The sequence below is a fragment of the Streptomyces cinereospinus genome (assembly GCF_042430725.1).
GTDB classification, from domain to species: Bacteria; Actinomycetota; Actinomycetes; order Streptomycetales; family Streptomycetaceae; genus Streptomyces; species Streptomyces cinereospinus.
In genome coordinates this window covers 1-1,335 of the sequence record NZ_JBHMCY010000184.1, presented here as the reverse complement: position 1 = coordinate 1,335, position 1,335 = coordinate 1, and the positions used below count along the sequence as shown (strand labels likewise).

Below are 1,335 nucleotides of genomic sequence, written 5' to 3'. Positions count from 1 at the left end.
ATAGCGTAGACCCTGCCCGCTGGCGGGCGATGTTCGACCAGGTCATGGCCCGGATTGCGGGACGGTTCGGGCGAGTCGAGCCCCGGGCCACGGCCCGCGCCTACCTGCTCGGACTACTGTCGAGCATCGAGCGGAAGAACTGCTGGCAACTGGCCGAACAGGCCGGCCATGCCCGGCCCGGGCCGATGCAGCGCCTGCTGCGCTACGCCCGCTGGGACGCCGATGCCGTCCGCGACGACCTGCGTGCCTACGCCGCCGAACACCTCGGCGCCGACGGCGGCGTTCTCGTGGTCGACGAGACCGGCTTCCTGAAGAAGGGCCAGTGCTCTGCGGGAGTGCAGAGGCAGTACACCGGCACCGCGGGTCGCATCGAGAACGCCCAGGTCGGAGTGTTCCTCGCACTGGCCACCGAGCGGGGACGGGCCCTGATCGACCGTCGGCTCTACCTGCCCGAGCACTCCTGGTCCGGTGATCCCGAACGCCGCACCGCGGCCGGGATACCCGAGACGGTGCAGTTCGCCACCAAGCCCCGTCTGGCCTCAAAGATGATCGCCGCTGCGCTGGATGCCGGCATCACCGCCTCCTGGGTGACCGGCGACGAAGCCTACGGCCAGGACCCCCAGCTCCGCGCCGCCCTGGAGGCACGCGGCACCGGCTACGTGATGGCCGTCGCCTGCTCGATGCGGGTAAGGATCAACCACGGCCGCACGCCCATGCGCGCGGACACCGTCGCCGGCCGCCTGCCCGCCCCGGCCTGGCAGCGCCACAGCGCCGGAAACGGTGCGAAAGGCCCGCGGTACTACGACTGGGCCTGGATCCACATCGGCACCGACAGCCACCGGCACCTGCTCATCCGCCGCAACCGCTCCACCGGCGAACTCGCCTTCTACCTCTGCTGGTCACCCACCGCGGTGACGCTGGCCGAACTGGTCCGCGTCGCCGGCATTCGCTGGAGCGTCGAGGAGTGCTTCCAGGCCGCCAAGGGCCAGGTTGGACTCGACCATTACCAGGTCCGCAACTGGACCTCCTGGCACCGGCACGTCACCCTCGCCATGCTTGCCCTGGCCTTCCTGACCGCCCTCGCCGCCGACGCGGCCCCCGAACGGCCCGATGATGCATACCACCCCGTCCGCAGCCGCGATCCGATTACGCTGACCGTCCCGGAGATCCGACACCTACTCGTCGCCGTCTTCGACCCACCAGCCGTGACCGTGGCCAGACTGCTGCACTGGTCCAACTGGCGTCGGCGCCACCAGGCAACAGCCCGACGCAGCCACTACCGACGACGAGCCGTCGGCGAACCCGCTGGATAGATCACGAAACCGCACTGGAGTA

At 70.0% G+C, this 1,335-nt stretch carries 1 protein-coding gene; it reads left to right on the top strand.

All coding sequences use genetic code 11. The features are described 5' to 3' along the window. The first annotated feature begins 29 nt into the window (after positions 1 to 29). Positions 30 to 1,313, top strand: coding sequence for an IS701 family transposase (locus tag ACFF45_RS35410; RefSeq protein ID WP_446697143.1), 1,284 nt, complete (start codon positions 30 to 32; stop codon positions 1,311 to 1,313). Positions 1,314 to 1,335: the final 22 nt, after the last annotated feature.

What these genes read in the sequence shown, in the direction of transcription:
- ACFF45_RS35410 (WP_446697143.1), top strand. Translation starts at nt 30, where the DNA reads ATGTTCGACCAGGTCATGGCCCGGATTGCGGGACGGTTCGGGCGAGTC.